Here is a 5,351-nt window from a genome sequence, read left to right as displayed (position 1 = left end):
CCCCTTACTAAGGGGAGGGGATTGAGGGGTGGGGTGCAGTCAAGGTGGAAATCATAACTAATTTACCGGACACGATATTAATCAGCAAAGTGTACTCGTTCGAGGACTAGGCGTGATTGGTTGTTGTTCTTAGGATAGATTCTATTGCGATCGTTAATTTGTAAAGAAAAATTTCATTATGGCAACAAGTTTTAGCGCTAATACCACACAACCACCTGCACGCTGGAGTCAGATTGGTTTTTTCACGATAGTGATACTCTTCAATATCTGCCTGAATGCCCAAGTGTTGACTGTTGGACTGGCATACTTTTACAACCCCCAATGGTGGAATGTCCATGTTTGGCTGGTGCGTGGCTATGGCGGATTGTCACTAATTCTGCTTTTATGGGTATATTTGGTTCCATTTTCTCGCAGAGTGCGCAGCCTCACGGTAAGTATGCCTGTGCTGCTGGGACTGCAATTTCTCACGATTCACCTGAAATCACCTTTACCGTTGGGAGTGCTTCACCCACTCATTGGATTTACACTGTTCTCTGTTTCCACTACACTGGTTCATCGCGTGCAGCGTGTAATATTTCCCAAGTCAGATGATGAAAGTGATGCAAGTTGATAAAGCAATGATCTACATGAAATGCCCCAACCACTATTTTCAATGGAACTGACCAATCAATTATCAATTATCAGTTATCAGTTATCAGTTATCAGTGAGCCAGCGCTGCAGGAGGGTTTCCCTCCGTAGGCGACCCGCGTTCCCGAAGGGTTACCAGTTACCAAGTACCCCCAGTATCAGTTATCAATTGTTCACTGCGGCTGGTACTGTTCACTGATTCTTGACTTCTTTCTATAGATCTGTGGAGTTGACGAGGCACCAAGTAAGTTATTATTAAATAACGGTTGCCCGATATAATAAAATGTAGATGCCTAAGATTGTCAATCACGAGCAATATCGCAAAGAGTTGCTCTACAAGTGCTTTGACTTGTTTGCTGAGAAAGGATACGCCTCCATCACAACTCGACAGATTGCCAAAGAGTTGGGCGTATCCACCGGAACACTCTATTACTACTTCCCGCGTAAGGAGGACATGTTTGAGCAACTGGTTGAGGAAACAAGTCAGGAGTATTTGCTGATTTTTGCAAGCGAATTGAAAGATGGACAAACACTATCACAGCGGTTCGAGGCGCTAGCCAACTTCGCACTCAGGTACGAAGATCGCTTGATAAAGGAAACCTGTATGATGGTTGATTTCTGTCAGCAGCAAGGCTCCGATGCAATCCGCGAGAATCAGGCATTAAGGCGAATCGAGAAACAAACTAAGCAATCGATCACTGAATTTTTTGGCATTTGTGATCCAGCCCTGACTGATTTTATCATGACTCAAGTGCAGGGCTTAATGCTGAGGCGATTGTCAGGGGATGATGTTTCGATCGCCGAACAAATCGTTCTACTGGGAAAGATGTTGATTAGTTATCTGGAAAAATGAAGACTCCTACAATGCTGCAACGGCTAAAACCTCTTAATCGGTGGATGATCGCGCTCTATGTTGTAGGAATTGCGATCGCGGGAGGCTCATTATACTACAGCTTTTCTCGGTTTGGACAAAAGCCTGCCGAACCTGTAGCATCGGTACCTGTGAACCAACCGATCACAGCTTTAGGACGGCTAGAACCGGCATCAGAAGTGGTGCGAGTGGCTGCTCCGACAACGCTAAACAATGATCGGGTTGCGAAACTGTTAGTTAAGCGGGGCGATCGCGTTAAGGCAGGTCAAGAGATTGCAATTTTGGAGAGCCGCAACCGCTTACAAACAGCTCTACTTGAAGCCCAGGAAAAAGTCAAGGTAGCTCAAGCCAAACTTTTGCAAACAAAAGCGGGGGCAAAAACTGGAGAGATTGCAGCTCAGAAAGCGGAAATTGCTCGTCTGGAAGAAGAGTTGCAGGGTGAAATTGTCACTCAAGCAGCTACCATTACCCGTCGCCAATCCGAACTTAATGTCGCACTCTCAGAATATAACCGCTATCTAACATTGTATCAAGAGGGTGCTTTCTCGGCTTCCAACCTCGATCAAAAACGGCTGACATTGGAAACAGCCCAGGCACAACTCAAAGAAGTCAAATCCACTCGGAATCGTACTGCTGACACCTTACGTGCCCAAATCAATCGAGCCAAAGCGACACTCAACCAGATTGCGGAGGTTCGTCCTGTAGATGTTCAAGTTGCACAAACAGAAGTAGACCAAGCAATCGCAGCAGTGAAACGAGCTAAAGCTGAGTTACAGGAAGCAACCATCCGCGCACCGATAACAGGACAAGTTTTAGAAGTTTACACAAAACCAGGTGAGGCGATCGCTGACGAAGGCATTGTTGATTTGGGAAAAACTGACCAGATGGAAGTGGTTGCAGAAGTTTACCAGAGCGATATTGGCAAGATTCGCATTGGTCAATCAGCCGTCATCACTGGCGAGGCATTTCCCGGAGAACTACGGGGAACAGTTCAACTGGTTGGATTGCAAGTCAGCAAGCAAGAAGTCTTCAGCAAAGAGCCTGGAGAGAACCTTGATCGCCGCGTCGTTGAAGTGAGAATTCGCCTCAATTCCAAGGATAGTCAACAAGTGGCAAGCCTAACTAACTTGCAAGTGCAGGTAGCAATTCAACCGGAAGTGAGTTTGAACTAAAACATAACGCTTAACCGATATTAACATTTTTTGTGACACCTGGTGGTGGAACGTATGCTACGCAAATTATTTCGCAAAACACCCTTAGCATGGCTTCAGGTGAAGCGAGAAAAAACCCGCCTCTTTGTTGCCTTGGCTGGAATTGGCTTTGCCGATATCCTCATGTTTTTTCAACTAGGACTGATGGAGTCTGCTTATGTTTCTGCTACGGCGATGCACTACAGACTACGGGGGGACTTATTTCTGATTAATTCCGTGTCTGATAACGTGCAAACTATCAAACCCTTCTCACGTTCCAGGCTGTTTCAGACAGCAGGTACAGATGGAGTCGCTTCGATCAACTCTCTTTATCTAGGAGTCGGAAGATGGCGTAATCCTACTAATCGGACATTCTGGCAGGTACAGATCTATGGTCTCAATCCCAGTAACCCAGCGATGGATGTAGCAGATGCGACAAGCCAATTCAATAAACTCAAGATGTTGAATTATGTGCTTTATGATCAGGCGGCGCGACCTGATTTGGGTAATGTTGCTGAACAACTTCAGCAATCTAAACCGCTTTCAGCCCAACTTAATGACTTACAAATTAAAGTCACTGGTGTGTTCACAATGGGAGCTTCATTCTCGGCTGATGGCAATCTCATTGTGAGTGACTCTACTTTTTTGCGTCTGTTTTCAGAACGCCGACCGGACGATATAGATGTTGGTTTAATCACGTTGAAACCGAATGCCAACCTTAAGCAAGTGCAGGCAAATTTAAAAGCCAAATTACCGAATGATGTGCTGATTTTAACAAAAGAAGAATTTATACAACGGGAGAGAAACTATTGGAGTCAAGTCAGTCCTATCGGCGTTATCTTTGGATTTGGAACTGTCGTAGGGTTTTTGGTGGGGACGGTGATTGTTTATCAGATTCTTTACTCTGATGTTTCCGATCACTTACCCGAATACGCGACGCTGAAAGCAATGGGTTACGGCGATCGCTTCTTGATTGGAATTTTGCTTCAAGAGGCTTTGATTCTAGCAATTCTGGGCTTTATTCCTGGATTTGCAATTTCACTTGGGCTTTATGGACTGGTTGCACAAGCAACGCTACTTCCCGTTAAAATGTCGGTAGATCGTCTCGTACTGGTGCTGTCTTTAACTCTTGTGATGTGTATTGCATCGGGGGCGATCGCCATGCGTAAATTACAGTCTGCTGATCCCGCTGATATTTTCTGAAGCCAAAAATTCGCTAAATAACTCCTGGAAAAGTCAATTGTGGAAATTAAACGAAACTCTAAAAAAGCAGAAGGCGTTCGCCTCTCGATTGAACACAACGGTATCGAACTCGCCCATGCTTTTCTATACGTGATGCACAATGATTTACATAATGAGCCTTTTGGGCTGATGGAAGATGTTTTTGTGGATGAAAATTATCGGGGAAAAGGATACGGGACTCAGCTAGTCAAGAAGATTATTGAAATTGCACGGGAATATCGTTGTTACAAGTTAATTGCGACCAGCAGAAGCTCTAAACCAAAGGTACACGAATTATATCAGCGCCTGGGTTTTGAGGAGCATGGTGTTGAATTCAGAATCAATCTTTTGTAAGTTTTAGTTGAACTATGCAAAATCTAAATCTCTAATGAAAGAAACACTCTTTCCCTTCTTGCCTGTTAAGCGTTCCCTCTTCCCTGTGTTTTTTTAAAGAGTTTGATCAGAAAGTTTTTCAAGAGAAATAAAGTTGAATACAACCTCGATTACTGAAGGTTTAATAAAGTCAAATTCCCAATGAGTGCAAATTTTTTCTTGCCTTCTTTTCCAAAATTAGAAACCGAACGCCTTCTTCTTCGTAAGGAAACCCCAGAAGATGCTAAAGCTGTGTTTGCTCTGTTTTCTGACCCAGCAGTAACCCAGTTTCATGACCTTGATACCTTCACTGATATTGAGGAAGCACTACAGCTCATTAAGCGACGAACAAAAAGATTTGAAAGTGGGAGTGGAATAAGATGGGGAATTGTTCGTAAACAAGATAACATTTTGATTGGCTCTTGTGGCTTTACGTGGAATAAGCAGACGCATAGTGCTGAGGTCGGCTACGAACTTGCTAGTTCCTTTTGGAGACAAGGAATTATGACTGAGGCGTTGCGTGCTATTTTGCAATTTGGGTTCGAGACAATAGGCTTACGCTTCGTTATTGCGGGGGTCATGTTAGACAACATTGCTTCTAAAAAGTTGCTAGAAAATTTAGGTTTTCAGCACAAAAATATTCTGAAACAGCATGGTTTTTGGAAAGGGAAGTATCACGATTTAGAGGAATTTGTACTGATTAGAGCTACGACCGATTAACGAACCGCCAAGCGCGCAGCGTGTCCGCAGGACATAGACGCTAAGAGCGCCAAGAAAAAGAAAGAAAAAGATAGGTAATCTTATAACGGGAAGGGAGTAATGGGACTTAAACATTTTTGAGGACAAAACAAGCCTCAAACCTATGCAGGACAAGGAAAACACACCAAATGCCCAAAAAGCCCAAAGAACCCAGATATATCAACAAGCAGGCGCCAAACGATGTCAAAGTCTTTTAGGATATGCGTTTGAGGCTATTTTGTCTGTGTTTTTTGTCTAAGTCCCGGTAAGCGCTTAAGCGCTACTACGAACCAAGAATGATTTAGTGAACTACCCAACACCGACCTGAGTA

The 5,351-nt window shown here is 44.0% G+C and carries 6 protein-coding genes; all 6 read left to right on the top strand.

Translation table 11 applies throughout. The annotated features are described in order from the left end of the window. Nucleotides 1-178 precede the first annotated feature (178 nt). Nucleotides 179-610: a DUF6220 domain-containing protein gene (locus DP117_RS33430; RefSeq protein WP_169222461.1), complete on the top strand. Its 432-nt coding sequence runs from the start codon at nucleotides 179-181 to the stop codon at nucleotides 608-610. 307 nt (nucleotides 611-917) lie between these two features. Then, nucleotides 918-1,481 (top strand): TetR/AcrR family transcriptional regulator, encoded by a 564-nt coding sequence (locus tag DP117_RS33425; protein WP_169222460.1) that lies wholly within the window; start codon nucleotides 918-920, stop codon nucleotides 1,479-1,481. Beyond that, the gene (locus tag DP117_RS33420; protein WP_169222459.1) at nucleotides 1,478-2,671 is read left to right on the top strand and encodes an ABC exporter membrane fusion protein; all 1,194 of its coding nucleotides are present in this window, start codon (nucleotides 1,478-1,480) and stop codon (nucleotides 2,669-2,671) included. The genes DP117_RS33425 and DP117_RS33420 overlap by 4 nt, the downstream gene beginning before the upstream one ends. A gap of 54 nt (nucleotides 2,672-2,725) precedes the next feature. Next, nucleotides 2,726-3,892 (top strand): ABC transporter permease DevC, encoded by a 1,167-nt coding sequence (devC, locus tag DP117_RS33415; RefSeq protein WP_169222458.1) that lies wholly within the window; start codon nucleotides 2,726-2,728, stop codon nucleotides 3,890-3,892. 39 nt (nucleotides 3,893-3,931) lie between these two features. Continuing rightward, entirely contained in the window at nucleotides 3,932-4,264 is a 333-nt protein-coding gene (locus DP117_RS36790; protein WP_211176505.1) for a GNAT family N-acetyltransferase, read from the top strand. Nucleotides 4,265-4,444: 180 nt separating this feature from the next. Beyond that, on the top strand, nucleotides 4,445-5,002 hold the full coding sequence (locus tag DP117_RS33405) for a GNAT family N-acetyltransferase (protein ID WP_211176504.1): 558 nt from the start codon (nucleotides 4,445-4,447) through the stop codon (nucleotides 5,000-5,002). The last annotated feature ends 349 nt before the right edge of the window (nucleotides 5,003-5,351 follow it).

It is taken from the genome of Brasilonema sp. UFV-L1 (genome assembly GCF_012912105.1).
GTDB lineage: Bacteria > Cyanobacteriota > Cyanobacteriia > Cyanobacteriales > Nostocaceae > Brasilonema.
This window is presented reverse-complemented; position numbering and strand designations above follow the sequence as displayed.